Genomic DNA, 26,450 nt, shown 5'->3' with positions numbered 1-26,450 from the left:
TCTAGCGCCCGTGGATCTCGTTCTGAGCCGCGGCGAGCCCGCGGGCGCAGACGAGGCGCGCGGCTTCCGCGGCCGTCTCGATCGCCTCGTTCCCGGAGAGCGGGCCGAGCACCCAGTCCGGCACGGGCGTCCCCTTCGGCGGGCGGCCAATGCCGACGCGGACGCGCACGTAGTCGCGGGTGCCCAGGTGCTCCGTGATGGACTTGAGCCCGTTGTGCCCATTCTCGTTGCCGCCCAGCTTCACGCGTACTTTCCCCGCCGGGAGGTCCAGCTCGTCGTGGATCACGACGATCCGCTCCGGCCGCACGCCGAACGCTGAGACGGACTCGCCCGACAGGTTCATGAAGGTGGTGGGCTTGGCAAACGTGACGTCGTCAATGTGCTGCACGAGTGCGCGGCACTTCGGCGCGGGGCGCAAATCTTTGGCACACTGGTCTACGGCCAGGAAACCGGCGTTGTGCTTCGTGGTCTCATATTCGGGGCCGGGGTTTCCCAGCCCCACCACGAGCCACTCGGTGTGGGGGCTGGCCGGTGGCTGGGATGTCAGTCGCTTCAGAAAATCGAACACGGGGACAAGCATAACCATGGACCTACCACGCATCGTCGCCGCACCGATGGCGGGCGGACCAACCACGCCGGCGCTGGTCAACGCGGTCAGCTTCGGCTTTCTCGCGCTCGGCACCTGCACCGTCGAGCAGGCTCGCACGTGGCTCGGCCAGTGCACACCGCCGTTTGGCGTGAACCTCTTCGTACCGCAGGTCGAGCCTTCGCTTATCGACGTCGAACTCATCGCCTCCGAACTCGGCACCGACGTCCCGAACGTGGATGTCACCGGGGGCTTTGAAGAAAAGTTCGAGCTCGTCCTGGAGGCCGCGCCACCCATTGTGAGCAGCACCTTCGGGCCGCTGGACCCGGAGCACGTGGAGCGGTTGCACTCCGTCGGTTCGGAGGCGTGGGTGACCGTGACCCGCATCGAGGATGCGTGGGAAGCGATGGGCGAGTCATGGAACGCCGACGGCGTCATCGTGCAGGGCCCAGAGGCGGGCGGGCACCGCAGCACCTGGTCGCCGCTGGAGGTTCCGGACACCCGCTACCTGGACACCATCGTCGAAGAGGTGGCGGAATTCGGCGCGCCGTTCATCGCCGCGGGCGGGGTGCGGGGGCCGGAGGATGTGGCACGGCTGCGGGATCTGGGCGCGTCGACCATTGCGTGCGGCACCGCCTTCCTTCTGTCCGATGAAGCCGGTACCAGCCAGCGTAACCGCGAGCTGCTGCGCACCGACCGGAGAACCGTGGTGAGCAAGGCGTTTTCCGGCCGGTGGGCGCGCGGCCTGGAAAACGAGATGACCAAGCGCTACCGCGACATGCCGCCGATCTACCCGTACCTGCGCCCGATGACGAAGGATCAGGATTACTGCCTGGTGGGCAAGGACCGCGGGGAGCTGATGGAGGCGCCGGCGAAGGAGATCGAGCGCTACCTGCTGGGCGAACGTTAGTCGCTCAGCGCCAGCTCGAACACGAGGCCGCTGCAGGTGATCCGCGCGGCGCGGGTGCCTTCCCACTCGGGCGCGAAGCCGACGTCCCTGAGCGCGTCGACGACCTCCTGGCCGACGGCGTCGTCTGCGTCGGTGTTCGGCGCATCCAGCGAGGCAAACCCGAAATAGAGCTTGCCGGTGTGGATGAGGCCGTCCACGTCCTGCGTGGTGCAGTAGGCGTAGCCGCGGCGGCCCTCGCGTGTGGCCCGATCCGCGCCCTCGTCCGCGGCTTCGGCCTTGGTCCAGCCCTCGTCGAAGGAGAAGGAGAGACCGCGGTCGGCGAGCGCGTCCCTGAAGGCCTCGAGTTTGGTGGCGTCCTCGGAGGGGGAGGGGATGCAGCGGGCATATTCGGCGCGGATGTCGTCGAGAAGCGAAAGGGCGTCGACGTTGTGCTCGTCCTCGTAATGCGCGGTGATTTCGGCGGCGCTCCAGCCGTGGCAGAGCATCATCGCGATGTCGCTCTCGTCCGACTCTGGTTCGTAGAGGTACTCGGAGGGCGGGAACGCACTGGCGAGCATGGCGTGCTGTCGCCGCAGGATGCGGGTGGTGTTCTCGATCGCGCCGAGGCCGTCGATCTCCACGCGGACCGTGTCGCCGTCGGCGAGGTAGCGCTTGGGGTCGCGCGCGTGGCCCACGCCCGCCGGAGTGCCAGTGGCGATCACGTCACCAGGGTTGAGCGGGTAGAGGTGGGAGATGAACTCGATGAGCTTGGCGGGGGAGAAGATGAGATCGTCGGTGGGGGCCTGCTGCATCATCTCGCCGTTGACGGTGGTGGTCAGGGTGGGGCCGGGCTGCCACTCGGTGTCCAGCCACGGGCCGAACCCCGCGGTCTTTTCTAATGATTTTCCCTGGTGCCACTGCTTGGTGCGCTTCTGGATGTGGCGCTGGGTGTAGTCATTGATCACCGCGTAGCCGGCGATGTGTGCGTGCGCATCCGTTTCCCGCACGTGCCGGGCGTACTTTCCTACCACCACAGCGAGCTCGCCCTCGAAGTCGAGCGTATCCGCGTTGAAGTCGGGGATCTCCGCGTCATCGTAAGGGCCGATGAGGGCCTCGGGGAACTTGATGAAGAGGGTGGGGACGTCGGGGCGCTCGTGCCCCATCTCCTCGATGTGCTTGGCGTAGTTGAGCCCGACGCAGATGATCTTGCTTGGGCTCGGAATCACGGGCGCTAGCTGGTCGTGGGAAAACGAGACACGTTCGCCCTCCTGCCAGGAATCCGACTGGAGGAGCGCGCCGACGTCCGGGAAACCTGGGTAGGTGACCGCGGTGGTGTCGGACTCGAGGCGGGCGGCGACGGTCAGGTCATGGCCGGGGACTCTCAGGGTGACTAAGCGCATGCCACAAATTTATACGGAATGGCGCCACAAATCTGCCGCATCGGCCGCGGCGATGGAGATCTCGACCTGCTCCCGGGAAGAAAACGGCTTGAGCACGTAGTCCGCCGGGGCCATGCGGCCTGGCGGGCGACCAATGCCGAGCGCCAGCTTGTGGTAGGGCTTGCCGCCCAGGGATTTGGTGACGGACTTCAGCCCGTTGTGCCCGTGGTCCCCGCCGCCGGTGCGGAGCTTGACCTGGCCGAGCTCGAGATCCAGCTCGTCGTAGGCGACGTAAAGGTTGGACGGGGGAACGCGGAAGTAGTCCGCGAGCGCCTTGATCGGCCCGCCCGAGACGTTCATGAAGGCCCGGGTGCGCGCCAGGATGACCTGGCGGTCGGGCAGGAGGCGGCCGGCGGCAAGCTCGGCGACCTCGGTGTTCGTGCGTTTGTGCACGGCGAGTTGGGCCGGCATCGGTGTGGCGCGGGAGCAGAGCTCGTCGATAAGCGCGATGCCCGCGTTGTGGCGCGTGCCGGCGTAGGTGGGGCCGGGATTTCCCAGCCCCACAACGAGGAGGGGCGAATCAGAAGTAGACACGGCCCCTCAGCATATCGTGTTTACTCCTCGGAGTCGCCAGACTCAGCCTCGTCCTCGGTGGACTCAGCGCCAGCCTCGGCGCCGCCCTCCTCGGCCTCAGCAGCGGCTTCCTCGAGCTCCTCGTCAACCTGCTCGTAGGTGACGTTGACCAGCAGGTCCTCCGGGTCGGACAGCAGAGTAGCGCCCGCCGGCAGGGTGACGTCGCCAGCGGTGATCTGGTCGCCGATCTCCTTGCCCTCGACGGACACCTCGAGCTCGTCCGGGATGCTCAGGGCGTCGATCTCGATCTCGATGACGTCGTTCTCCACCAGGACGACGGCGTCCGGGTGAGCCTCGCCGGTGGTGATGACCGGGACCTCGACGTTGACCTTCTCGCCGCGCTTGATGCCAAGCACGTCGATGTGGTCGATGTCCATGGAGATGACGTTCTGGTCGATGTGCTTGACCATGCAGAGCAGCTTCTCGCCGTCGAGGTCGAGCTCGAGAATAGCGTTCACGCCCTCGTTACGGATGATCGCGGAGATCTCGATGCGGTCCACGGAGAAGTGAACGTTGTCGATGCCGGACTCGTAGAGGACGCCCGGGATACGACCCTCGCGACGCAGGCGGCGGGCAGCGCCCTTGCCAAACTCTTCGCGCTTTTCAACCTTGATGACGGTCGGGGTAACAGCCATGATGTGACTCCTTTATAGTTTCGGGCCACAGGAAAAACCTGCGACCACTGAACGGAACAGGTGCTCGTCGAGTGATCGCAGGCTTGCTCATCACTGCTCACTCGAGCATGAGAAAAAGTCTGGATACATATCGCGCCGATAACGGCTATACAGCCCTCGCCGAGACGTGGAAAGTGTAACCCACCAGCGACATCAATCCAAACTCTCGGAGGAGCGGATGCCCGGGCGCGAGCAGACGAGGTACGCCACCGTTTCTCCTTGATCTCGGTGTGCAGGTACAGGCGCTCGCGCTGCTCGGGGGGTCCAGCGCTGGGGCTGAGCAGCGTCGTCGTGCATCGGCCCGAGGTGGCCGAGGAGGATGTGCGCGAACTCGTGTACCAGGTGGTAGCGCACGTAGAACAGCAGCCGGAAGTGGTGCTCCACCCTTGTGCGGCAGATGACCCGGCGAAGCGCTCCCGAGCGAGGCGAACGTCTATTCCAATATCTGGTGAAGGGCGCGCAGGCAGGCGTTTGTCTCGTCTTCGTTCGTGACCGTGATGCGCACGCCCTCTGGAAACGCGCGTACAAGGATGTGTTCTTCCGCCATGCGCTCGGCGAAATCCTGTGGGGCATCCGGAATCCAGACGAAGTTGGTCTGCGACTTCGGCGTGCCGAAGCGAGACAGCGCCTCGACCAGTCTGGTCCGCTGCGCGCATGTCTCGTCGACGCGCGCCTGCAGCTCCGCGCCCGCGCTCAGGCACGCGATCGCCCCGGCTTGCGCCACCGAGCTAACAGAAAACGGCACTGCCACCTTGTTCAGCGCCTCGATGATGCTGGGGGTGCCGAAGGCGTAGCCCACGCGCACGCCGGCCAGGCCGTACGCCTTGGAGAACGTGCGCAGGCTCACCACGTTGGGGTACTTCGTGATCGCCTCAGTAGCCACCGGCGTATCTGCGGCGCGGTTGTACTCAAAGTAGGCCTCGTCCAGCGCGATCGTGACGTGCGGTGGGACCGCGGCCATAAATGACTCCCACTCCGCGGTGGTGATCGTGGTGCCGCTCGGGTTGTTCGGGTTGCACACGAAGACGAGGCGGGTGGCATTGGTGATTGCCTCGGCCATCGCGGCGAGGTCGACGCGGTGCTGCGCGTCCAGCGGGATCGGGCGCGGCGTCGCCCCCGCGACCTGCGCGAAGATGGGGTAGGCCTCGAACGAGCGCCAGGGGAAGATCACCTCGTCGCCGGGCTGCGCAGTGGCGGTGACCAGCTGCTGGCATAGCGCCGAGGAGCCGGTGCCCACAGCGACCTGGTCAACGTCGACGCCAAGGTGCGCGGCCAGGGCTTCGCGCAGCTCCATCGCGCCCATGTCGGGGTAGCGGTTCGTGCCGTCCAGCGCTTTCGTCATCGCCTCCACCACGGTGGGCAGCGGTCCTTCCGCGGACTCGTTGGAGGAGAGCTTGACGGTGCCTGGCGCGAGTTCGCGCGCGCCGGGGACGTATGCGGGAAGGGATGAGAGGTCGTGGCGGATCATGCCTGACTAGTTTAGGACCTCATCGTGCTTCCGGAGGGCACTTATTACGCTCAGTGCGACGATCCAGGCAATGAGCGCGAGCAGCCCCACGCGGTAATCCGGCAGGCACGCCATGAGCACGAGCACCAGCAGGTAGAACCCGGCGCAGAGCCAGTTGGCAGCGGGGGAGAACGGCGCGCGGAAGGAAGACTGCCCGCCGCCCGCGCGGAAGCGGAGGTGGGCAAAGCTTATCGACGCCCACGTGATCAGCTCTGAACCCACGATGATGGCAAGCAACACCGCGAAGACCTTCCCCTCGAAGAAGTAGTTCAGGATGACGACGACGCCCATCAGCGTGGCGTCGAAAAGCAGTGCCCGAAGCGGCAAGCCCTTCTTGGTGGTGGCGGAGAACCAGGCGGGGGCCTGGCCGTTGCGGGAGAGGTCGCGGAGCATACGGCTGCCGGAGTACGTCATGGTGTTGCACACCGAGGCCACCGCCACCAGGATCACCAGGTTGAGCAGGTGCGCTGCGCCGTCGACGCCGACCGCCGTGAGCACGCGGATGAACGGGCTGGCGGAGGAGCCTTGCTCGTCCCACGGGGCGAGGAGCAAGATGACGCTCATGCCGCCCAGGTAGAACAGGAGGATGCGCCAGATAACCGAGTTGACGGCGCGTGGAATGGACTTCGACGGGTCCTGCGCCTCGCCCGCGGCCGTGCCGATGGACATGATGCCGCCGAACGTAAACGTGACGGCGACCAGGGAGAACAGGACGCCGGTGGCGCCGTTGGGGAAGAACCCGCCGTGGATGAACAGGTTGTCGGTGCCCACCGCGGGTTCTGGTCCCAGTCCCAGGACGAGCACGATGCCCAGCACAATCATGAGGGTGAGCGCGATGACCTTGATCAGGCTGAGCCAGTACTCGGCCTCCGCGAACACGCTCACGCGCGCCGCGTTGATGGTCACCACGACCAGGAGCGTGACCAGGGCTGTGAGCCAGTGGGGGATGGAGGGGAACCAGAAGTCGAGGAACGTGCCCATGGCGGTCAGCTCGATCATGCCCACCACGATGGTGGTGAACCACCAGTTCCAGCCCGCGATGAAGCCGGCGCGCGGGCCGATGAACTCGCGGGCGTAGGCGGCGAACGAGCCGGAGACCGGGCGGGCGACCGCCATCTCGCCCAGCATGCGCATGAGCAGGTAGACGATCGCGCCGACGATGAGGAACGCGAGCAGGACCGCGGGGCCGGCGTAGTTGATGGACTCGGCGGAGCCGAGGAACAGGCCGGTGCCGATCGATGAGCCAAAGGCGATCATCTGCATGTGGCGCTGCTTCACGCCGCGCTGCAGGCCACCATCGCTTTCTGGCGGTGTTGCTACGTCGGACACGGGACTCCTCACAATTCATTGCGGCCCCCGTACCGGCGTGCGGTCACGGGGGCTTATGGGAAAGTACGGCGGTGGGCTACTACGCCTGGCCCTCGAAGAGGGTGGTCACCGAGCCGTTTTCAAAGATCTCGCGGATCGTCTTGGCCAGCAGCGGGGCGATGGACAGTACCGTGAGGTTCTTCCAGCCCTCGGTGGACTGCGGCAGGGTGTCGGTGGTGATGACCTCCTCGGCGCCGCACTGGCTCAGGCGCTCGCGCGCCGGGTCGGAGAACACGCCGTGGGTGCAGGCGATGACGACGGACTTCGCGCCCGCCTCCTTCAGCACGCCGACGGCGCCGGCGATGGTGCCGCCGGTGTCAATCATGTCGTCCATGAGGATGCAATCCTTGCCCTTGACGTCGCCGACGACGCGGTTGGACACGACCTTGTTCGCGGCGTCGATGTCGCGGGTCTTGTGCACGAACGCCATCGGGGCGTCGCCCATCGCGTTCGCCCACTTCTCCGCAGTCTTCACACGGCCTGCGTCGGGGGAAACCACGACCAGGTTGTCCATCGGGTACTTGGACTTGATGTAGTCCACCAGGATGGGCTGGGCGTGCATGTGGTCGACCGGGCCGTCGAAGAAGCCCTGGATCTGGTCGGTGTGCAGGTCCACAGAGACAATGCGGTCAGCGCCGGCGGTGGTGAGCAGGTCCGCGATGAGGCGAGCGGAGATCGGCTCGCGGCCGCGGTGCTTCTTGTCCTGGCGGGCGTAGGGGTAGAACGGCAGGATCGCGGTGATGCGCTTCGCGGAGCCGCGCTTGAGCGCGTCGATCATAATGAGCTGTTCCATCAGCCACTTGTTCAGCGGCTGCGCGTGCGACTGCATGACAAAGCAGTCGGCGCCGCGGACGGACTCCTCGAAACGGATGAAGATCTCCCCGTTTGCAAAGTCGCGGGCGGTGGTGGGGACGAGGTCAATACCGAGCTCGTTGGCCACCTGGTCCGCCAGCGCCGGGTGGGCGCGGCCCGAAAAGACCTTGAGGTCCTTGTGGCTTTCGGTTGAGTATCCAGTCATTGCGATCCTTTAGCTCTCGCGTGCGTTCTTGGCAGCCTTCGCAGCATCGGTGTCCGGGCGGCGCTTTTCCACCCATCCCTCGATGTTGCGCTGGCGGCCTTCCTTGATGGCGAGTGCGCCTGCAGGCACATCTTCCGTTACCACTGTACCCGCGCCGGTGTAGGCGCCATCACCGATGTTCACCGGGGCGACAAACATGGTGTCGGACCCGGTGCGGCAGTAGTCGCCAATCGTGGTGTGGTGCTTGTTCACGCCGTCGTAGTTGGCAAAGACGGAGGAGGCGCCGATGTTGGACTCGCGGCCCACGGTGGCGTCGCCGATGTAGGTGAGGTGCGGGACCTTGGAGCCCTCGCCGATCTTCGCGTTCTTGGACTCGACGAACCCGCCGAGCTTGCCGCGCGCGCCCAGCTCGGTGCCGGGGCGGATGTAGGTGAACGGGCCGACGGTTGCGTCCTCGCCGATCACGCCCAGCTCGCCCTGGGTGCGCACTACCTTCGCGCCGGCGTGCACCTCCATGTCGGTCAGCGTGGTGTCCGGGCCGATCTCGGCGCGGTCGCCGATCGAGGTGGCACCCCACAGCTGCGTGTTGGGGTAGATGATCACGTCCTGGCCGATCTCCACGTCTACGCCGATCCAGGTGGTCGCCGGGTCGACCACGGTGGCGCCCCCGCGCATCGCCTTCTCCACCTGGCGGCGGTTCAGCTCCTTGCCGGCGGCAGCCAGCTGCACGCGGTCGTTCACGCCGGCCAGCTCGCGGGCGTCGGGCGCCACAAAGGCCGCGACGGTCTTGCCGTCGCCGCGGGCGATACCGAGCACGTCGGTGATGTACAGCTCGCCCTGTGCGTTGTCCGAGTTGATGCGGGTCAGCGCGTCGCGCAGCACGGCGCCGTCGAACGCAAAGACGCCGGAGTTAACCTCCTTGACGGCCTTCTGCTCGTCGTTGGCGTCCTTCTCCTCGACGATCTCGCGCACGTCGCCGGACTCGTCGCGGATGATGCGGCCATAGCCGGTGGGGTTCTGGAATTCCAAGGAGAGCACCGTCACGGCGGCCTGCGCCCGCTCGTGCTCGCTGATGAGCGCCTCGAGGGTCTCCGGCTGCAGGAGCGGGACGTCGCCGTTGGTGACCACGACTGTGCCGTCGAAGTCGGGGATGGCGGTCAGGCCGCACTGGACCGCGTGGCCGGTGCCGTTCTGCTCCTCCTGCACCGCCTGGAGGATGGTGGTGTCCATCTCCTGGGCAATCTCGTCCACCGCCGGAGACACTTGGTCGCGCTGGTGGCCGACGACGGCGACGACGTGCTCCGGGTGCACGGAGGCTGCGGCATGCAGCGAGTGGGAGAGCAGGCTGCGCCCACCGATCTCGTGCAGCGTCTTCTGCTTCGTCGACTTCATGCGGGTACCGGCGCCTGCGGCGAGCACAACGACGGCGCACTGGGAGTGGTTTGGCACTCTTGGCTCCTTATGTATGGCTTTGAGTTGAGTAACTATCGTCCTGTTTACGTTAACGCATAACGCCTACGCGTTGCGGGCAGAGACATCCTTCAGGTTCGCGGCGGAGAACACACCAACGAAGCCGACGAGGGCCAGGAACACCAGCGTGGTCTGCGGTCCGAGCACCGAGATCGCTGAGGAGATCGCGCCGACCACCAGTAACACCACGCCCATCACGGTGTTCGCGGCCCCCGTGATCATCGTGCGGCGGTCGCCGTCCGCCATGTCCACCAGGTACGTCTTGCGGCTCACGCGCACGGCGGTGTGCGCCAGGTTGACCACGAAGAAGCCCAGCGGCATGATCCACGCGTTGGCGGCCGCGGGCAGCAGGTTTGCGCTCGCGACGAGCAGGAGCAGGCTTATCGACGCCACCGCCGCCGCCCAAGCCATCGTCGTCTTCGACGACTTATCGGACCAGATGCCGGAGATGCGCCCACCAATGAGCGCCGCGCCGCCAGAGGCAATGATGAACGAGCCCAGGTTGGAGAGGTTCGCGCCCTCCGATTGCGCCAGCACCACGATAAAGGGGGTGGACAGGGCGGTGACCAACATCAGCGAGCGCACGACGAGGAACTTCTGCAGCTGGCGGTCGCCCTTGACCAGGCCGTAGGTGGCCTTCGCCCAGTTGGTGTTGGACGCAGGAGTCGGCTCCTCGGCGGGCTCCTTGATCGTGCCAAAGACCAGCGAGGCGAACGCCCACGTGGACGCGCCGCCAGCCAGCAGCGCCACGATCACCCACCGGGGCAAGTCGTTGGGGAGAAAAGAGAGGAGAAGGCCGACGGCGAGGGTGAAGCCGCCGGACAGCGCGGCGGCGCGGCCCGTGATCCGGCCGCGGCGTCCCTTCTCAATGGTGCGCCCCTGCACGTCCTTGCCCGCGATGGAGCACAGCGCGCGGAACACCGCTTGCGCTGCGAGGAGGACGACGACTGCGGCGCCGAGGGCGGTGCCGTCGATAAGCATTGCACTGAGCGCGATCAAGCCTGCGGAGATCGCCTGGCCCCACGAGCCGATGAGCCAGGCGCGTTTGCGCTGCGCCTGCGAGGTGACCCACGGGCTGAGCGCGGCCTGGGGGAGCATCGAGCCGGACTCGCGGATCGGGACGAGGAAAGAAGTGAAGACGTGCGGCACGCCTGCCGCCGTGAAGAGCCAGGGCAGGACCGTTTTGGGGGCGACGATCTGGTCGCCGATGCCTTGCAGGCCGTTCGACCAGATGAACCTGCGCGCGTTGTACTCCTGATGCGGTTTCGGGCTGTTGCTCATGTGGGGAATAGTAGAGTTGAGGGGTGGCGTGCGCAGAATGAGGCGCACCAAACTTTTCGGCTGAGCAGGAGGCTTTGACCGTGGCACGCGGTATCAATCGGCGGACCTTTTTCCGGGGCATCGTCCTCTCGAGTGCGGCGGTACTCGCCGCTTGCGCGAGCGGGCAACCCACCCCGCGCGGGGCGAAAGAGGAGGCACGGCCCCTGCCTATCCCGCCGTTGGACCAGGGCCGGTTGGTCGGGGGAGCGCGTGAGTTCGAGCTGACCGCGCAGGAGGGGCACGCTGAGATCCTGCCCGGGGTGCGCACTAAGACCTGGGGCTTCAACGGCGATTTCCTCGGGCCGACCCTGTACATGCGCAACGGCGAGACCGTGCGGATGACGGTGCGCAACCAGGTGAGCGAGCCCACCGTCGTGCACTGGCACGGCATGCACCTTCCCGCTGATGCGGACGGCGGCCCCGCGCTCGCCTTCGCGCCGGGGGAGCAGTGGCAGCCGGAGTGGACCGTGCGACAGGACGCCGCCACCGTCTGGTACCACCCGCACCCGCACGGGGTGTCCGCGCTGCACGCGTACCGCGGCCTCGCCGGAGGCATCGTGATTGCCGACGACGGCGCGGACGCCCTCGGCCTTCCCAGTACCTACGGCGTGGACGACATCCCGGTGGTGATCACGGATGCCAAGTTCACCGACGACGGCCAGCTGGACGAGACGATCGACCCGACCTACGGCCTGCTCGGGGACACCCCGCTGATCAACGGCATTACGAAGCCGAAGCTGGAGGCCCAAGCGTCGCGGCTGCGGCTGCGCCTGCTCAACGGGACCACCATGCGGTTCCACAACCTCAGCTTCGGCACGCCGGTCCACGTCATCGCTACGGACCAGGGCTTGCTGGAGCGCCCCGTCGAGGTGGATTCGATCCTGCTCAGCCCGGGCGAGCGCGCCGAGGTCATCCTGGACCTTGAGTCGGGCAAGACCGCGAAGCTGCGCAGCATCGGGGTACCGGACGGCGGCGGACTCCCGGACGAGGAGGTGGCCAACGGCTTCGGGCTGGGCGACACGTTCGACCTGCTGGAAATCACCGGGCCTGCGTCCGGGAGCAGTGGGGACCTGCCGTCCTCGCTCGCTGCGGCGCCGGAGGTGAGCTCCGACGATGTCCAGGCAGCGGTGGAGCGAGAGTTCCGCCTCAACGGGTTCCAGATCAACGAGCAGTCCATGGACATGGACCGGATCGACTTTGTCATTGATAAGGAGGGGCCGGAGGTGTGGACCGTGACTAACGAGAACGCGGATTGGCCCCACAACTTCCACATCCACAACGCGCGCTTCCGCGTGCTCGGCGTGGAAGGCGGCGAGTTAGCGTTCACGGACGGCTGGCACGACACCGTCTACATCCCGCCGCTGGCCACGGTCCGCCTCTACGTGGACATCCCGTTCCTCCCCAACTCCGAGTACGCCTACATGTACCACTGCCACATGCTGTTCCACGAGGACGAGGGGATGATGGGCCAGTTTAAGATTTTGGACCGTCCGCAGTAACCTCCGCGTCCTTCGGGATGTCGCTGGTCTCGATGCCTTGTGGGAATGCGTGGGACAGCGCTGAGGCGAAGTGCTTCCCGCGCGCGTCGTTGCCCGTGACGTTGTAGTGCACCTCGTCTCCGGCCAGGAACCAATCCAGGTGGCCGCGAGCCTCCGACGCCCAGTCGTAGACCACCACGTCGCGACGCTCTGCCGCGACCTTGCGGAGTGCGTCGTTGAACTCCTGCATGTTCTCGTTGGAGTAGAAGCCGTTGCTCGGGTTGCCGGTGGCGGCGGTCGGCCACATGACGCGGTAGCCGTCGAGAAGCTCGAGCATCGTGCGAATGTTGGTCTCGATCTCGCCGGTGGTGTCGTAGCCGTAGGAGCGGGCGGCGTCCGCGTTGGCCGCGTCATTGACGCCGGTGGCGATCACCCAGCAGGTGTCCTCATCAGGCACGCCCATGTTTTGGAGCTGCTGGACGGACTCGATGGCAGACGGGTAGTTTTCGCCGTTGCCGCTAAACCCTTGGTTGGTGGCGCGAGCGCCGAAGACGCTCGTCTCGACGCTGCTCGCCCCGGCGTCCAGGTAGCGGTCGATCGCGGTCTCCGCGCCCTCGGGGAGCTGGCCGGGGTCGAACATGCCGATCGAGGTGGAATCGCCCACGTGGATGACCTGGCCGCAGGCGGTGGTGACGTCGGCGTCCTGGTCGCTCCACGACGCCGCCGGCTCAGTCGTCGTCATAGATTCGGTCGTTTCCTCGGCCTCCTGTTCCCTGTTACCGCTGCTCTTCGCGGAGTCGGGCAGCGCCATCGCCGGCTTCGCGGGGCTGCCGGTATCCATGGCGAACAGGGCGGGGATGCCGATGGCGATCACGCTGATCAACGTCACCGTGGACCCCAGCGATACTGGGCGCAGCGCCTGCAGCGGCTTCGTCTTGTACGCCTTGAGTGGGCCGAACACACCGTGGCGGCGGATCGGGTTTTCAAACAGGGTCCAGCTGAGCGCTGCGAGCGCCACAGACAAACCGACGGTGAGCACGGAGGCCCAGAACAGGTGCTCCTGCAGCCACGTATCCGGCATGAAGTAGATGACCGGCATGTGCCACAGGTAGATGCCGTAGGAGCGTTCGCCGATCCAGCGCAGCGGCTCCCAGCCGAGGATCGCGGGCCAGGGGCCGCGCGTGCCCAAAACGGCGTAGATGGCCAGGACAGTCGCCGCGTTGAGCAGGAGGATGCCACCCTTGTACAGGAACATGTTCTCCTGGGCGACCACCATGCTCAGCGCGATGATGCCGGCAAAGCCGACTGCGCCGACGAGCGTGCCGGCCACCGGTGAAGCGGCCACCTGCTTCCCGGCGTTGCGGCGCGCAGCGACGATGATGGCGAGCGCCGCGCCCAACAGCAGGCCGCCGGCGCGGGTGTCGGTGCCCTCGTAAATGCGGGTCGGGTCCACGTCGGGTGTGGCCAGCGCCCACATCCACCCAAAGGAGGCGGCGGCCAGGAGGACGGTGGCGGTGGCGACCAGCCATGGGCGGCGCAGCACCTTGAGCAGGACCCAGAGCAGGAGCGGCCACAAGAGGTAGAACTGCTCCTCGATGGCCAGGGACCACATGTGGTCAAGCGGGCCGGGCCCGTTGAACTGGTCAAGATAGGACGCCCCCGTGGCGATGTTGTGCCAGTTGTTCACGTAGAACACCGAGCTGAGAGCCTCGAAGGCGCGGTCGCGCAGGTGCTCGGCGTCGAAGGCGACGGAGAGAAGCAGGACCGCCAGGACGGTGGCCAACATTGCCGGCGCGAGACGACGGAACCGGCGGAGCCAGAAGGTGCCCAGGTGCAGCGAGTTGTCGCGCAGGTGGCCGTTCATCAGGTTGAGCGTGATGAGGTAGCCGGAGAGCGTGAAAAAGACGCCGACGCCGAGCAGCCCGCCGCCAAAGCCCGGAAGGTTTAGGTGGTACGCAATGACCAACAGCACCGCGATCGAGCGGAGCCCGTCGAGCGCAGGGACATACCGGGTTGAGCTGTGAATTGGGCGCGGCATAAGGGAGGCCTTCCGACTAGCCGTTAAAACAATGGCAGTGTAGTCGGAAAAGGATTGAATCTGCTCATTGGGCCTAGCGAATCCGCTGCATAAAAAAGCTTCCCCACCAGGACTCGAACCTAGAATGACGGTACCAAAAACCGTAGTGTTGCCGATTACACCATGGGGAATGACAAGAAGACAGTCTAGCGTATCGCGCGCGATTCCAGAAAATGTCTCCAGCGGTGAGGCCTCGACGGGTGCGGGCAGCGCGGACGTAAAGTAGTACGCATGGCTCGTCAGCGAATGACCGGCAAGCAACGCCGGGACCAACTCATTGCCGTGGGCTGCGCCGCCTTCGCGGAGCGTGGGCTCGACGGTATCTCGGTGGAGGAGCTCGCCAGCCGGTCCGAGGTGTCCAAGCCGGTCATCTACGAGCACTTCGGCGGCAAGGAGGGGCTCTACCGCGCCGTCATCGACGTGGAGATGCAGAAGCTGGAAACGCGGATCTCCGCGGTGATCCAGGACGGGCGGTGGCGCGAGCGCATCGAGAAGGGGGTGGTCGCGGTGCTGGAGTACGTCGAGGAGGAAACCGACGGGTTCATCATTATCGTGCGCGGCCAAGCGCCGGGGGAAGAGCCCACCTACACCACACTGCTCAGCCGCGTCACCTCGCAGGTCTCCGCGCTGTTAGCACAGGCGTTCCGCCAGCGTGGATTAGATGACTCGGTTGCGGCGTTGTACGGTCAGGCGCTGGTCGGCACGGTCTCCAACACCGCGCTGTGGTGGCTGGATGAGCGCCAGCCGGACAAGTACACCACTGCCGCCCACATCGCCAACATGTGCTGGAACGGGCTCCGCGGCCTGGAAGCGCAGCCCCACATCGTGCCGTGTGAACTTTCGGGTGCGGGTGGAGGCGGAGAAGGTGGCGTCGACAAGCACTACAAGCCCACGGATGGGGAGAAGGACGAATGACACAGGACACCGTGCCCGCGCTTGGCGGGCTGCTCACCATGGCCATGACCGACCCCAAGCTCAAGGGGCTGGTGGCCAACGTAGGGATGGATTCGCTGCATGTGACGGGGCTGGACCAGGCGCGCGCCTGGGCGGCCGGGGCGATCGCGCGCGAGGTGCCGCTGCTGCTCATTACCGCCACGGGGCACGAAGCGGAGGACCTCGCTGCAGAGCTCAAGGCGCTGCTCGGCGAGGCGAAGGTGGGGCATTTCCCCGCCTACGAGACGCTGCCGCACGAGCGGCTCTCGCCCGCGCCGGACGTGGTGGGGCGGCGCTCGAAGGTGCTGTGGGAGATGCCGCGGGTGATCGTGGCCGCCGCGCGCGCCGCGTGCCAGCCCGTCCTCCCCGCGCCGGAGCCGATCCGGATCGAAGCCGACCGCGAGTACGACTTTTCCCAGCTCACCGAGCGGATTTCCTTGTTCGGCTACGAGCACGTGGACATGGTGGCTAAGCGCGGCGAGTTTGCCACCCGCGGCGGCCTCATCGATATTTTCCCCACCACCGCCGAGCAGGCCGTCCGCATCGAGTTCTGGGGCGATGAGGTCACCGACCTGCGCAGCTTCTCCGTCGCGGACCAGCGCACCATCGACGAGGTCGCGGCCGTCGAGGTGTTCCCCGCCAGGCAGTTGCTTATCGACGCCACCGTGTCCGCCAAAGCCGACGAGCTTGCCAGGAAGTTCCCGTCCAACCCAACCCTGGTGCAGCTGCTCACCCGCGTGTCCGAGGGCATCCACGCCGACGGCATGGAGGCGCTCATCCCCGCGCTCACCGAGCAGAAGTACGCGGCGCTGCCGGAGCTGATGCCGTCCGGCGCGATCGTGATGGTGACCTCCCCGGAGAAGGTGCGCACCCGCATCGCCGACCTGGAGGCCACTGACCACGAATTCCTCGAGGCCGGCTGGGAGGCCGCCGCCATGGGCGCTGAGGGACCCGTCGCCGTGGAGGGCCTCGACTTGTCCGCATCCTCCTTCCGTTCCTACGAGTCGCTGGAGGTTTCCGCGCGCAACGCGGGGGCGGCGTGGTGGACCTTCGCACCGCCCGGCATGTTCGCCGCGGACGACACGGAGACGCTCCCGCTCGAGTTCGACCCCGCGCCCGCGCCGAAGGGCGACCCGAAGGAGATTGAGAAGCTCTACGCCACCCTGAAGCTGCACGTGCAGCAGAACCACGGCAAGGTCGCCTTCGTCGCCCCGGCGAAGGGCTCCGTGGAGCGCACCGCAGAGCGCCTGCGCGAGCACGGCGTGTCCGCGCGCATCGCCACGCCGGGGCTCGAGCCCGTCGACGGCGCCGTGACCCTCTACCAGGCGCTCAGCCACGCGGGCATGGTGTTCCGGGGCCCGAACCTGGTTGTGGTGACCGAGACGGACGTGACCGGCAACAGGGTCGGCGACATCGCCGGCGCCAAACGCCGCGCCCCGCGCCGCCGCAACCGCGTCGACCCGCTCGCGCTCACGCCGGGCGACTTTGTCGTCCACGACACACACGGCATTGGCAAGTTTGTGAAGATGGCCGAGCGCACCATCAAGACGGGCGATGAGGACTCGCGGCGCGAGTACATCGTGCTGGAGTACCAGCCCGCCAAGCGCGGCCAGCCCGGCGACCAGCTGTGGGTCCCCATGGAATCGCTGGACCTGCTGAGTAAGTACACCGGCGGCGAGGCCCCGCGCGTGAGCAAGATGGGCGGCTCGGACTGGAAGAACACGAAGCGCAAGGCCCGCGCGGCCGTGCGCGAGATCGCCGGCGAGCTCATCGAGCTCTACGCCAAGCGCCAGGCCGCGCCGGGCCACGCCTTCGCCCCGGATACGCCCTGGCAGCAGGAGATGGAAGACGCGTTCCCGTTCGTGGAGACGGAGGACCAGATGGCGGCCATCGACGCGGTCAAGGACGACATGGAGAAGCCGACGCCGATGGACCGCGTCATCGTCGGCGACGTCGGGTTTGGCAAGACCGAGGTAGCCGTCCGCGCCGCGTTCAAGGCCGTGCAGGACGGCAAGCAGGTCGCGGTACTCGTGCCGACGACGCTGCTGGCCCAGCAGCACTACAACACCTTCGCCGGACGCATGGACGGCTTCGGGGTGACGGTCCGCGAGCTGTCCCGCTTCACCTCGGCCAAGGAGGCGAAGGAGATCACGGGCGGGCTTGCCGACGGCTCCGTGGACGTAGTCATTGGCACCCACCGCCTGCTCACCACCGGCGTGCAGTGGAAGAACCTCGGCCTGATCATCGTGGACGAGGAGCAGCGCTTCGGCGTGGAACACAAGGAGCACATCAAGGCCCTCAAATCCCACGTGGACGTGCTCACCATGACGGCGACGCCGATCCCGCGCACCCTGGAGATGAGCCTGACCGGCATCCGCGAGATGACCAGCATCACCACGCCGCCGGAGGACCGCCACCCGGTGCTCACTTACGTGGGCCCACAGGAGGACAAGCAGGTTGCCGCGGCGATCCGACGCGAGCTGCTGCGCGACGGCCAGGTCTTCTACATCCACAACAAGGTCTCCGACATTGAGAAGACCGCCCGCACCCTGCGCCAGCTCGTGCCGGAGGCCCGCGTGGTGGTGGCCCACGGGCAGATGAGCGAGCAGGTGCTCGAGCAGACCGTGCAGGGCTTCTGGGACCGCGAGTACGACGTGCTGGTGTGCACCACCATCGTGGAGACCGGCCTGGACATCGCCAACGCGAACACGCTCATCGTGGAAAATGCCCAGAACATGGGCCTGTCGCAGCTGCACCAGCTGCGCGGGCGCGTGGGGCGCTCCCGCGAGCGCGGCTACGCCTACTTCCTCTACCCGAAGGAAAAGACGCTTACAGAGACCTCCTACGACCGCCTGGCCACGATCGCCCAGCACAACGACCTGGGCGCGGGCATCGCGGTGGCGCAGAAGGACTTGGAGATGCGCGGCGCCGGCAACGTGCTGGGCGCCGAGCAGTCCGGCCACATCGCCGGTGTCGGCTTTGACATGTACGTCCGGCTCGTCGGCGAGGCGGTCGAAACGTTTAAGACCATGATGGACGGCGGCACCGTCGACGGCACCGACCAGGGCCCCAAGGAGATCCGGGTCGATTTGCCTGTCGACGCCCACATCCCGGAAACCTACGTCAACGCAGAACGCCTACGCCTGGAGATCTACCGCAAGCTCGCCGAGGCGCGCGAAGAACAGGACCTCGCGCGCGTCACCGAGGAAATGGTGGACCGCTTCGGGCCGATGCCGGTCGAGGTGTCGCGCCTGATGGCCGTGGCGCGGCTGCGCCACCAGGCGCGCAAGGCCGGGGTCTCCGACATCCTGGTGCAGGGCACGCGCATCAAGTTCCACCCCGTGGAGCTGCCGGACTCGAAGCAGGTGCGGCTCAAGCGCCTGTACTCGGGGGCGAACTACCGCGCCGCCGCGAAGACGCTCCAGGTGCCGATGCCGCGCGAGTCGAAGGCCATCAACAGCCCGAATCTGCGCGACGTGGAACTCGTCCAGTGGGTAGCCGACTTCCTGTCCAGCATGTTCGATGTCGAGGAGATTGACGTCAACGGCCCCAAGCCTGCCGGAGGGGAGGGCAAGAAGGGCAAGAAGAAGGTCATCTCGGTCAGCGAGTAAGCAGCCGATTCGGGGAGATGAGTACCAAGAAGATGCTCCGCATTGAAGCCGGTGGCGACCGGGGAATAGAAGCGCCCGTTCGCTTCGTGGCAGAAGTAGTGCCAAGCCCATCTCGACTGTGCTAGGACGTCGAGCCGTGGGGACTGCCTTTCGTGGCGCAGGTATTCGCACCGAGAGGGCGCAGGTGGCGTGGAACCAGGTTGCGGTGGATGCGCCCCTCGACGATGCCCTGAATACGAGGGCTGCAAGCGTTGGCGCCAGCCCGTCTCTTGCATGACGGCAGTCAGTTCAGCAGCAGGTGCCCGCGAATAGCGGATTGCGACTAACCACGAGCACCTCCACTATGAAATGTGAGACCGAATGCTGCGCCGATGGGTACAAGGAAAGTGGACGCAGGGTTACTGAGCATTTAATTAGACCGAAAGATCGAGTGGAAGGTCAGCGATGTCACGCAGGCGGTCACCGTCCACCAAGGTATGCATTAATTCCTTGGCGTCGTCGCTTCCCTTCTCTTCAATCGCGATCATAAGCTCATTCAACGCAACGTGGTACACCATGTCGACGTCGCCAGTGCCCAGAGCAAGGCTAGCTATCCTACTCATCGTTGGTTCATTTGTGACAGCGATGATATGCGGAGACCGACCTTTTCGGTTTCTAATCAGATTGAGCGCTTCCGCACGCGTATTCTGAGATCGGTCGCTCCTCATTGTCCATTTGCAGGAGATGACAGCGTGCACATGCGCTGTGGGAGCCGCGCGGTTTGCAGCGCGTACAGGGGAGAGGGTTCCAGTGTGTTCATCGACGATGACACGGTCTTGATTTAGCACGTCGTCTGAGATTGCATTTCGGAGAACCAAAATGTCCGGTGATATGACATAGTTGTTGCCCAGGGACGCGCCTAAGTCGGGGTTAAGGCGGATTGCTTCTGCCAAACTCGCAAGGTGCGTATATGGCTCATACACTGCGAGATGGTCTCTACGGCGTGAGCTGCCCACATTGAGGATGGACCAATCGCCCGGGCGCACAGATTGCATATAGGGGAACGTTGCTTCCAGGAATTCAGCAATGATGTGTTCGAAGCCCGCTCCAGCGCTCTGTCCAGGCTTTTTCTTGGCAGTGTGTGCATGGAGCTGTTCCGCGACGTGGAGAGAAAGCGCCCGGGACGATGACTGACTCTTGTCAGCGTTTGATGCGATCTTGCCAAGTGGTGTCTCCGCGATGGAAAGGGTGCCTGATTCAACAAGTTGCTGATGTAAGGCGCGGCGCGATGATGTAATTAAAGCTGGACGCGGTTTCATGATGATAGCTCCTCGAGTAACGGTGCGTGAGGGATGATCGCTGTGGCCGGGGAGAGGCCCTGCAGAGGCTCCTTTCGTAGTGCAGATGCAATTCGAACACCGATCGCGTGGGCCACAGGTGGTGGGAACGCGTTCCCCACCTGTTTCCACGCCGCAGTCTTGCCCCCCTCCCATTTCCACTCTGGAGGAAAACCCTGGATTACGGCGCCCATCTTCACGGTGAGGCGAGGTAAATTTTCAGAGAGATCGGTTGGAAAATCCGGGTGAGGAGGCTCTTCTGCGATACTTGTGCCACGGACGCCTAATTTCTTCCAAGCTTCTCGGGCTCGGGTTGGACCGACATCTGGTCCGCCGTGTTTCTTAGATCCGCCGACGAGAGTCGGCCCAATGGCGTTTGCCTGTTGCGCCCAGCGTTTTGCGCCTGGCCAGCCGTTTGCACCCATAAGCGGTTCGAGAGCCTGCCCTACCGTGAGGCGGTTCTCGTATGGCGTTGGCCAGGCGAAATACTCGACATACTCCTCTTTCAGTGCAACCAAAATGAATCGCGGCCGAAGTTGGGGAACTCGATAGTCTGCAGCAGTAACGAGTTCCCAGTACGACTGGTAGCCAAGCTCTGCGAGTTGGTTGACGAGTTTATCTCTGTAGGCCGCAAAACGAGGCTGCGCCAGTCCCTTAACGTTCTCCAGCAATACTGCCTTCGGGTTTGAGCTAGCGATGAGTTCGATCGCGCGAGGGAATAGATCGCGTTCATCGTCTTGACCTAATTGCTTTCCCGCGATGGAGAACGGCGGGCAGGGGACACCACCTGCAAAGAGGTCGAGGTTGTCTGTGTAAGGGGAAATATCAAACTCTAAAACATCGTGGTGAATTACATTCCACTCCGGACGGTTCGAGCGAAGTGTTGCCACTGCGTGATCATCAATTTCCACTACAGCTCGGTGGTGAAAGCCTGCCTGCTCAAGACCGAGCGCTTGACCGCCAGCTCCAGCACAAATTTCTACCGAGGTGAGTTGTTTTTCCATCGTGAGACCTACTTTATATAGTGCTTACCGTTTGGGGTAATGAGTCTACTTTTGGAGCCAACACCAAGAGGATGGAATCGAAAATATGTTCTTAATCTCAGGAGGGGTAGGCAATTCTTCGCGCGTCGGGGGCGCAGGGTACGATGACTGCCTGTTGCCCCTATAGCCCAATCGGCAGAGGCAGTCGACTTAAAATCGATTCAGTGTGGGTTCGAGTCCCACTGGGGGCACCGATTAACTCACCGCGTCAACGGCGTCCTGCAGCAGCCGCGTGACCTGCTCCGGGTCCTCGCCGGAACCGGTGATTTGGACAACGGTGTTGCCAAAGCGGCCGTAGACCGTCTCTCCGGTGTAGGACATTGCGCCCTCGACGGTGGTTACGCCGGAGAAGGAATCGTCCGCGCCCTCAAACTTCAGGTCCGACTTCTCGTACGTGTTGTGGGAAGAGACGGCCTGCTCTCCGGTGCCGGACGTGATCGTGATGTCCGTGCAGTCGCCGCTGTAGACGTCGCTGCGCTTCAGCAGATCCTTCGCGTCGTCCTCGTTGCCAAATTCCGCGACGACCAGGTCCACCGACGGACCGCTGGCCGGGTCTTGGCCCTCGGGCATCTCTGCTGGCTTGGACAGCAGGGTGGATTTCGAGTGCTTGGTCATGAGGTTGTCCAGGACCTTGGTCTCGTCGGAGAAGTCGCACTGCGGCGGATCCACGGTGACATCGCTGGGCGTCTCCATCGACTGGTCGTCGCCGCCCATCTGCTCGTAGAGCGCATTCAGGTCCGTTTCCTCCGCGGTGGGGTACTGCTCCTTGAACGCGGCGATGACCTTGTTGGCTTCCTCGCCGTACTCGGCGGGCGGCTCGCCGGTGCCTCGGTCTTCCGCCGACGCAGCTTCCACAGAACTCCCAGTGTTTTCAGTGTTTTCAGAACTCTCAGACGCTGGGGACTCCTGCGATGCCGTTGCGCTCGTGTCGGTGCTGGTCGAGTCATCGGCCGAGCAGCCGGCAAGCGCCAGGCTCACCGAGGTCAGCAGTGTCGCGGCAATTACGGTGTGTCGTTTCATGCGACCGACCATACGTGATCGACGCCGTCAGGCGGTAGGTAAAGGCCCAGAACTTTTATCGCCGCGGAGCCGTTTCACCACGTTCTCGGCAGAAATGAGGCACATCGGCACGCCTACCCCCGGCACCGTCGTCGCGCCCGCATAGTAGAGGTCGTCCAGTGTGCGAGACGCGTTGCGCCCGCGCAGAAACGCCGACTGCCGCAGCGTGTGCGCCGGGCCGATCGCGCCTCCGGACCACGCGCGGTAGCGGTCCGCGAAGTCTGCGGGCCCGACCGTCTTATGCACGACGATCCGCTCGCGCAGGTCCGGGATGCCGCACCACTCCGCGATCTGCGTCAGGGCAGCGTCGGCGATCGCTTCGACGCTTGTCGACGCCCCGTCTCCGTACGCATCTCCGCCGCCAACATCCGTCTGGGCGGGCACCGGGACGAGGACGAAGAGGTTCTCGTGCCCCTCGGGCGCCGTGCCGAGGTCCGTGGCCGACGGCTTGGATACGTAGATTGAGCGCGAGGCGCCCAGCGGGCGCGCGTCGACGGGGCCGTCGAACACCGCGTCAAAGTCCGCGCCCCACTCGCGGCTGAACAGCAGGTTGTGGTGCGCCAGCTGGGGCAGTGCTCCGCGCACCCCCAGGGTGAGCAGGACGGCGCTGACCCCGGGGTTGCGCTTGGCAAAGTAGGGCTCGTCGTAGGTCCTCTTGTCCGCCGGGAGCAGGCGTGTTTCGGTGTGGTGGAGGTCGGCGGCGGAGACGGTGGCGTCGAAAAGCAATTGCTCCGTGCCAACGCGCACACCCGTGGCGCGGCCGCCGGAGTGCGTGATGGCGGTGACCTCCGTGCCGAGGCGGAAGCGGACGCCCTGCTCGCGGGCGATGCGGTAGATGGCGTCGACGACGGCGGCGAATCCGCCCAGCGGGTAGCGCACGCCCTGGGTGAGGTCGGTGTGGCTCATCAGGTGGTAGAGCGACGGGGTCTTCGAGGGGTGCGACGACAGGAACACCGCCGGGTAGGTGAGCATCTGGCGCAGGCGGACATCGCTGAAGCGGCGCGCCACGAAGCGGTCGAGCGGGGTGGTGAGGAACCTGGCCAGGTCGGCGTAGCCGGCGCGCACCTCCGGCGCGAGGAACGCGGCGGGGGAGGAGAATGTGGTGTAGAGGAAGTGACGCAACGCCAGGTCGTAGGTGCGTTCGGCGGAGTCGAGGTATTCGGTGAGTTTCGCGCCCGCGCCGGCCTCAATGGACTCAAAAAGCGCCGCAGCGCGCGCGGGGTCCGCGGGGACGTCGAGTGGCGCCTGGCACTCGGGGAACAGGCGGTACGCGGGGTCCAGCGGAACGAGGTCGAGCAGCTCCTCCGTGCGGTAGCCAAAGAGCGCGAAGAAGTGGTCAAACGCGTCCGGCATGAGGTACCAGGACGGGCCCATGTCGAAGCGGAACCCGTCGAAGGTTTCCTCCCCGGCCCGCCCGCCAACTGCGTTCAAGCGCTCGAAGACGGTCACCTCGTATCCCTCGCGGGCCAGGAGCGCGGCGGTGGCGAGGCCGGCGAACCCGGCGCCGATCACGGCTGCGGTTGGTGACGAGGCTGAAGTGGACACGGGAAGTACACCTTTCTTTTCGAGGGGGCTAGAAGGCCTAGACAGCAGTGTATCCGCCGTCGACGAGGTGGTAGGAGCCGTTGACAAAGGAGGCTTCGTCGCTGAGCAGGAAGCGGACCATGGCTGCGACCTCCTCCGCGCGACCGAGGCGAGCCTGCGGGTGGCGGGCAATGAGCTGATGGCGCATCTCCTCAGACAGGCGGTTGAGCAGCGGGGTGTCGATGTAGCCGGGGCCGACGGCGTTGCAGCGGATGCCCTTGGCGGCGTAGTCCGCGGCGATGGACTTGGTCAGCCCGATCACGCCGTGCTTCGCGGCGGCGTACGCCGCGATCCCGCCTTGACGGGCGACGGAGCCGTGGATGGAGGACATGTTGACAATCGCGCACGGGATTCCATCCTGCTGCGTAAGCATCTGGTTGAGCTGGTAGTGGCAGCCGTAGGCGACGCCGTTGAGGTTGAGGTTGATGATTCGGTCCCAGTCCTCGAGTTTCTTCTCCGCGAGCGGGACTTGGTCACCGATACCGGCGTTGTTCACCGCGAGGTGGAGCGCGCCGAACGTCTCCACAGCGAACTTCACTGCTGTTTCGTTCTCTTGCGCGCTCGCGGCGTCCTGCTTGAGCGCGGCTGCGGTGCCGCCGGCCGCCTCGATGTCCTGGGCGACTGCACGGGCGGCGTCCTCGTTGATGTCGGCGACGACGACCTTCGCGCCGTTGGCGGCGAGGTCGGCGGTAACGGCCTTGCCGATGCCGGATGCTGCGCCGGTGACCAGCGCGACGCGGTTGTCAAAGATGCCCATAGGGATGTCCTTTCGGTGGAGGTGGATGGGATCTTCGCACCAGACTAATGATGCGCCGCGATGTCGTCGTAGGCCGCTAACGCCACCTTGCGGGATGCCTGTACATCCACCATCGGCCCAGGATAGGCGGGGGTACTCACCGCGGGTGCCCAGCGGCTGACGTACGCGCCGTCACGGTCGAACTTCTGCTGCTGCGTGAGCGGATTGAAGATACGGAAGTACGGCACGCCCGTCTCCCCGCGCTGCCAGCGGGCGAGCTGCTCGAGGTGTTGCGCATCGGGGTCCATCTCTGGGTGCGCGACCGCGTGCCATACGGTCGCCGGGGGTGCAGTGCGCCGCAAGCGTTGCGCTCGACTCGGGCTCGTCCACGCTTGTCGACGCCCACTCGACCCCCTCCAATCCCTCAACGGCAGGGGCGGGTGTGGGGGACGGAGGGGCGTCGAGAAGCATGCCCTGTGCCTTCTTGGAAAAGGGGCGTGAATACGCGGTAGGGCGTGCCGGAACCAGTGCGGACCTCCCAGGGCTCGGTGAGCAGGAAGCCGGGGTGCGAAACCGCGCCGGTGGCCTCCTTGACCTGCGCGTCGATGTCGGTGAGGTGGTAGCGGCGGTTCCACGTCACCGCGGCGCCGAAGCAAGCGCCGCATTGTCGTGCAGGCGCAGGTCATCGCGGAACCACATGAGGGTGGTGGGGGCGTCTGCTTCGTGGCTCATTGCACCGATGCTAGTGCGGTTTAGCGCTGTGTATCCACGACGTGCAACTCGAGCGGAGCGGTGACGAGCCGGTACGTCCCCGGTGTTGCGTCCAGCTTGGCCAGGATCTCGTTGCGCACGTCCGGGGAGGTGGGCACGCGCAGACCGTCCTCCTCTGCGGCGATGGCTCCTGGGAGGTCGGGGTCGAACAGCAGCCAGTTGTGACCTGCCACCAGGGCGAACGGCCTGCCGAAGGGGAGGCGGTGGCGCATGGCGCGCAGGATCGCGCGGGCGCCGTCGACGGAGACGTCGATACGCCCGGTGCCCTCGACGCCGAGCAGGCGCGACTCGACGGCGCCCACGGTCGATCCCTCGCGGGCGGTGGCCGCGGTGACGATGCGGCGGGCGGCGCGGTGCGTGGCTACGTCCGCGCGCCCCGGATCGCTCAGCCCGAGGGGGAACGTGTCTCCGAGTACGCCCGTGAACTTCAGCGGGTCCCACGCCAGCGCGTCCTCGAGGTCGCGCGCGGTCAATCCCACGGCGTAGGTGAAGCGGACCACGGCCAGGCGCGAATCGACGACGCCAAGCAGCGGGTCCGCGACGAAGCTGAACGCGGAAAGCCGCGCGCCATCTGCGACCGGCGCGTGGAAGTCGAAGTAGTGGCCGGGCTCGATGGGGCGGCCAGTCCTCCGGATGTGGCGGACCAACCGGCCCAGCACCGACGCGGGCCAACCCGGGGGAAGCGGCGCGCCGGCTGCGGGAACCCGGAGCGTCAGCTCGGTGTGCGTGCCGGCGAGCGGGAGCGAGGAGCGCACCGGCGCCAGACCGAACGTGCTGAACAGGTAGTGGTCCACCGGGTGGCTGATCCGAAAGGCCAGGATTTCCACGTCCCCGTACTGCGCAGCAAACGGGTGCGCATCCCCCGTGAGCTCGAGCAGCCGCTCGTGCACGGCGTCGCCTACCGCGGCGGGGCGAAACCGTTGCTGGTGGGCGCGGGAAAACAGCTCCGGCGCGCCCCATTCGGGCAGATGCATACTCACACTTTAGGCCCGTGTGCC

Annotated in this window: 22 protein-coding genes, 1 tRNA gene and 1 pseudogene; 5 read left to right on the top strand and 19 right to left on the bottom strand. The window is 65.7% G+C overall.

The features are described from left to right. Nucleotide 1 precedes the first annotated feature (1 nt). A complete protein-coding gene (pth, locus tag CKJ85_RS01480; protein ID WP_095546394.1) occupies nucleotides 2-580 on the bottom strand; it encodes an aminoacyl-tRNA hydrolase in 579 nt (192 codons plus the stop codon). 4 nt (nucleotides 581-584) lie between these two features. On the opposite strand from pth (CKJ85_RS01480), the gene CKJ85_RS01475 reads away from it, so the two are divergent. Continuing rightward, nucleotides 585-1,496, top strand: coding sequence for a nitronate monooxygenase (locus CKJ85_RS01475; protein WP_095553198.1), 912 nt, complete (start codon nucleotides 585-587; stop codon nucleotides 1,494-1,496). Nucleotides 1,497-2,077: 581 nt separating this feature from the next. On the opposite strand, the pseudogene CKJ85_RS12155 reads toward CKJ85_RS01475, so the two are convergent. The 8 genes and pseudogenes from CKJ85_RS12155 to CKJ85_RS01435 form a co-directional block, all read right to left on the bottom strand. Beyond that, nucleotides 2,078-2,875, bottom strand: a pseudogene (locus tag CKJ85_RS12155) (fumarylacetoacetate hydrolase family protein); the annotation flags it as partial. Nucleotides 2,876-2,884: 9 nt separating this feature from the next. After that, entirely contained in the window at nucleotides 2,885-3,448 is a 564-nt protein-coding gene (pth, locus tag CKJ85_RS01465) for an aminoacyl-tRNA hydrolase (RefSeq protein ID WP_095535694.1), read from the bottom strand. A 20-nt stretch (nucleotides 3,449-3,468) separates the two neighbouring features. Next, on the bottom strand, nucleotides 3,469-4,122 hold the full coding sequence (locus CKJ85_RS01460) for a 50S ribosomal protein L25/general stress protein Ctc (RefSeq protein WP_095276890.1): 654 nt from the start codon (nucleotides 4,120-4,122) through the stop codon (nucleotides 3,469-3,471). 472 nt (nucleotides 4,123-4,594) lie between these two features. Next, nucleotides 4,595-5,629, bottom strand: coding sequence for a histidinol-phosphate transaminase (hisC, locus tag CKJ85_RS01455; RefSeq protein ID WP_095553196.1), 1,035 nt, complete (start codon nucleotides 5,627-5,629; stop codon nucleotides 4,595-4,597). A gap of 6 nt (nucleotides 5,630-5,635) precedes the next feature. After that, entirely contained in the window at nucleotides 5,636-6,997 is a 1,362-nt protein-coding gene (locus tag CKJ85_RS01450; RefSeq protein WP_233126905.1) for an amino acid permease, read from the bottom strand. Nucleotides 6,998-7,076: 79 nt separating this feature from the next. Next, nucleotides 7,077-8,054 (bottom strand): ribose-phosphate diphosphokinase, encoded by a 978-nt coding sequence (locus CKJ85_RS01445; protein WP_095553195.1) that lies wholly within the window; start codon nucleotides 8,052-8,054, stop codon nucleotides 7,077-7,079. Between the two features lie 9 nt (nucleotides 8,055-8,063). Beyond that, nucleotides 8,064-9,503: a bifunctional UDP-N-acetylglucosamine diphosphorylase/glucosamine-1-phosphate N-acetyltransferase GlmU gene (gene glmU / locus CKJ85_RS01440; RefSeq protein ID WP_095553194.1), complete on the bottom strand. Its 1,440-nt coding sequence runs from the start codon at nucleotides 9,501-9,503 to the stop codon at nucleotides 8,064-8,066. Between the two features lie 66 nt (nucleotides 9,504-9,569). Beyond that, nucleotides 9,570-10,805, bottom strand: coding sequence for an MFS transporter (locus CKJ85_RS01435; RefSeq protein ID WP_095553193.1), 1,236 nt, complete (start codon nucleotides 10,803-10,805; stop codon nucleotides 9,570-9,572). 80 nt (nucleotides 10,806-10,885) lie between these two features. On the opposite strand from CKJ85_RS01435, the gene CKJ85_RS01430 reads away from it, so the two are divergent. Further along, nucleotides 10,886-12,343 carry a multicopper oxidase family protein gene (locus CKJ85_RS01430; RefSeq protein WP_233126904.1) on the top strand — a complete coding sequence of 486 codons (1,458 nt, stop codon included), beginning with the start codon at nucleotides 10,886-10,888 and terminating at the stop codon, nucleotides 12,341-12,343. Here CKJ85_RS01430 and CKJ85_RS01425 read toward each other — a convergent pair. Further along, nucleotides 12,318-14,360, bottom strand: a complete 2,043-nt coding sequence (locus CKJ85_RS01425) for an acyltransferase family protein (protein ID WP_095553192.1) — start codon at nucleotides 14,358-14,360, stop codon at nucleotides 12,318-12,320. The two genes, CKJ85_RS01430 and CKJ85_RS01425, sit on opposite strands and share 26 nt — an antisense overlap. 270 nt (nucleotides 14,361-14,630) lie before the next feature. Between CKJ85_RS01425 and CKJ85_RS01420 the strand changes: the two genes are divergently transcribed. Continuing rightward, nucleotides 14,631-15,314, top strand: a complete 684-nt coding sequence (locus tag CKJ85_RS01420) for a TetR/AcrR family transcriptional regulator (protein ID WP_095553191.1) — start codon at nucleotides 14,631-14,633, stop codon at nucleotides 15,312-15,314. Continuing rightward, entirely contained in the window at nucleotides 15,311-18,943 is a 3,633-nt protein-coding gene (gene mfd, locus CKJ85_RS01415) for a transcription-repair coupling factor (RefSeq protein ID WP_095553190.1), read from the top strand. Before CKJ85_RS01420 ends, mfd begins: the two co-directional genes overlap by 4 nt. A 413-nt stretch (nucleotides 18,944-19,356) precedes the next feature. On the opposite strand, the gene CKJ85_RS01410 is transcribed toward mfd, so the two are convergent. Further along, entirely contained in the window at nucleotides 19,357-20,241 is an 885-nt protein-coding gene (locus tag CKJ85_RS01410; RefSeq protein ID WP_095276872.1) for an NgoMIV family type II restriction endonuclease, read from the bottom strand. Then, nucleotides 20,238-21,263, bottom strand: coding sequence for a DNA cytosine methyltransferase (locus tag CKJ85_RS01405; protein WP_095553189.1), 1,026 nt, complete (start codon nucleotides 21,261-21,263; stop codon nucleotides 20,238-20,240). Before CKJ85_RS01405 ends, CKJ85_RS01410 begins: the two co-directional genes overlap by 4 nt. A 156-nt stretch (nucleotides 21,264-21,419) precedes the next feature. Between CKJ85_RS01405 and CKJ85_RS01400 the strand changes: the two genes are divergently transcribed. After that, nucleotides 21,420-21,493 (top strand) — tRNA-Leu (locus CKJ85_RS01400). Nucleotides 21,494-21,497: 4 nt separating this feature from the next. Here CKJ85_RS01400 and CKJ85_RS01395 read toward each other — a convergent pair. From CKJ85_RS01395 to CKJ85_RS01375, 7 genes are all read right to left on the bottom strand, one after another. Beyond that, nucleotides 21,498-22,322, bottom strand: coding sequence for a hypothetical protein (locus CKJ85_RS01395; RefSeq protein WP_143340119.1), 825 nt, complete (start codon nucleotides 22,320-22,322; stop codon nucleotides 21,498-21,500). A gap of 27 nt (nucleotides 22,323-22,349) precedes the next feature. Then, nucleotides 22,350-23,906, bottom strand: a complete 1,557-nt coding sequence (crtI, locus tag CKJ85_RS01390; RefSeq protein WP_095553187.1) for a phytoene desaturase family protein — start codon at nucleotides 23,904-23,906, stop codon at nucleotides 22,350-22,352. Between the two features lie 37 nt (nucleotides 23,907-23,943). Then, nucleotides 23,944-24,702 carry an SDR family NAD(P)-dependent oxidoreductase gene (locus CKJ85_RS01385; protein WP_095553186.1) on the bottom strand — a complete coding sequence of 253 codons (759 nt, stop codon included), beginning with the start codon at nucleotides 24,700-24,702 and terminating at the stop codon, nucleotides 23,944-23,946. A 44-nt stretch (nucleotides 24,703-24,746) separates the two neighbouring features. Then, the gene (locus tag CKJ85_RS12070; protein ID WP_095535684.1) at nucleotides 24,747-24,989 is read right to left on the bottom strand and encodes an FAD-binding domain-containing protein; all 243 of its coding nucleotides are present in this window, start codon (nucleotides 24,987-24,989) and stop codon (nucleotides 24,747-24,749) included. Nucleotides 24,990-25,105: 116 nt separating this feature from the next. Next, entirely contained in the window at nucleotides 25,106-25,321 is a 216-nt protein-coding gene (locus CKJ85_RS12150) for a deoxyribodipyrimidine photo-lyase (protein WP_233126903.1), read from the bottom strand. Beyond that, on the bottom strand, nucleotides 25,318-25,413 hold the full coding sequence (locus tag CKJ85_RS12065; RefSeq protein ID WP_198947123.1) for a deoxyribodipyrimidine photo-lyase: 96 nt from the start codon (nucleotides 25,411-25,413) through the stop codon (nucleotides 25,318-25,320). The genes CKJ85_RS12150 and CKJ85_RS12065 overlap by 4 nt, the downstream gene beginning before the upstream one ends. A 20-nt stretch (nucleotides 25,414-25,433) precedes the next feature. Beyond that, a complete protein-coding gene (locus CKJ85_RS01375; RefSeq protein ID WP_095553184.1) occupies nucleotides 25,434-26,426 on the bottom strand; it encodes a suppressor of fused domain protein in 993 nt (330 codons plus the stop codon). Nucleotides 26,427-26,450 lie beyond the last annotated feature (24 nt).

It is taken from the genome of Corynebacterium sp. NML 150383 (assembly GCF_002285085.1).
Taxonomy (GTDB): domain Bacteria; phylum Actinomycetota; class Actinomycetes; order Mycobacteriales; family Mycobacteriaceae; genus Corynebacterium; species Corynebacterium gottingense.
This window is presented reverse-complemented; position numbering and strand designations above follow the sequence as displayed.

Coding starts and splice junctions, on each gene's coding strand:
- pth (WP_095546394.1), bottom strand. CDS start 580: ATGCTTGTCCCCGTGTTCGATTTTCTGAAGCGACTGACATCCCAGCCA.
- CKJ85_RS01475 (WP_095553198.1), top strand. CDS start 585: ATGGACCTACCACGCATCGTCGCCGCACCGATGGCGGGCGGACCAACC.
- CKJ85_RS01460 (WP_095276890.1), bottom strand. CDS start 4,122: ATGGCTGTTACCCCGACCGTCATCAAGGTTGAAAAGCGCGAAGAGTTT.
- hisC (WP_095553196.1), bottom strand. CDS start 5,629: ATGATCCGCCACGACCTCTCATCCCTTCCCGCATACGTCCCCGGCGCG.
- CKJ85_RS01445 (WP_095553195.1), bottom strand. CDS start 8,054: ATGACTGGATACTCAACCGAAAGCCACAAGGACCTCAAGGTCTTTTCG.
- CKJ85_RS01435 (WP_095553193.1), bottom strand. CDS start 10,805: ATGAGCAACAGCCCGAAACCGCATCAGGAGTACAACGCGCGCAGGTTC.
- CKJ85_RS01425 (WP_095553192.1), bottom strand. CDS start 14,360: ATGCCGCGCCCAATTCACAGCTCAACCCGGTATGTCCCTGCGCTCGAC.
- CKJ85_RS01420 (WP_095553191.1), top strand. CDS start 14,631: ATGGCTCGTCAGCGAATGACCGGCAAGCAACGCCGGGACCAACTCATT.
- mfd (WP_095553190.1), top strand. CDS start 15,311: ATGACACAGGACACCGTGCCCGCGCTTGGCGGGCTGCTCACCATGGCC.
- CKJ85_RS01410 (WP_095276872.1), bottom strand. CDS start 20,241: ATGAAACCGCGTCCAGCTTTAATTACATCATCGCGCCGCGCCTTACAT.
- CKJ85_RS01405 (WP_095553189.1), bottom strand. CDS start 21,263: ATGGAAAAACAACTCACCTCGGTAGAAATTTGTGCTGGAGCTGGCGGT.
- CKJ85_RS01395 (WP_143340119.1), bottom strand. CDS start 22,322: ATGAAACGACACACCGTAATTGCCGCGACACTGCTGACCTCGGTGAGC.
- CKJ85_RS01385 (WP_095553186.1), bottom strand. CDS start 24,702: ATGGGCATCTTTGACAACCGCGTCGCGCTGGTCACCGGCGCAGCATCC.
- CKJ85_RS12070 (WP_095535684.1), bottom strand. CDS start 24,989: ATGGACCCCGATGCGCAACACCTCGAGCAGCTCGCCCGCTGGCAGCGC.
- CKJ85_RS12065 (WP_198947123.1), bottom strand. CDS start 25,413: ATGAGCCACGAAGCAGACGCCCCCACCACCCTCATGTGGTTCCGCGAT.
- CKJ85_RS01375 (WP_095553184.1), bottom strand. CDS start 26,426: ATGCATCTGCCCGAATGGGGCGCGCCGGAGCTGTTTTCCCGCGCCCAC.